A 441-nucleotide genomic window follows, 5' to 3' on the forward strand; every position below is an offset into this window, starting at 1 on the left:
GCTCACGGTGGTGACCGGGCGGCTCTGCCTCGATCACGTTCGATCGGCCCGTTCCCGGCTCGAGCGTCCCGATCCGGGCGTCGTCCTGGAATCGAAGGCGTCAGCGGACGCGGACCCGGCCGATCGGGTCACGCTCGACGACGAGGTTCGCGCCGCCTTGTTCGAGGTGCTGAACCGACTCAGCCCCGGGGAGCGCGTGGCATTCGTGCTGCACGATGTTTTCGCGGTGCCGTTCGACGAAATCGCCGAGACGGTCGGCAGGCCGGTAGGAACCTGTCGGCAGCTGGCTCGCCGAGCCAGGGCGAAGTTCACCACCGCCGCGCACCGGCCCGTCGATGTCGCCGTCGTCGAACACCGCCAGGTGATGGAGAAGTTCATGTCCGCATGCGCCACCGGTGACGTGCAGGCGCTGACCTCGGTGCTCGACCCGACCGTGTGGGG

The 441-nt window shown here is 68.9% G+C and carries 1 protein-coding gene; it reads left to right on the forward strand.

Annotation, left to right across the window (positions count from 1 at the left end):
* Window positions 1-441, forward strand: a 441-nt coding sequence (locus tag RNC47_RS36915) for a sigma factor-like helix-turn-helix DNA-binding protein (protein WP_311605242.1), incomplete at both ends; no start/stop codon positions are given.

This window comes from Streptomyces millisiae (assembly GCF_031845425.1).
Taxonomy (GTDB): domain Bacteria; phylum Actinomycetota; class Actinomycetes; order Streptomycetales; family Streptomycetaceae; genus Streptomyces; species Streptomyces millisiae.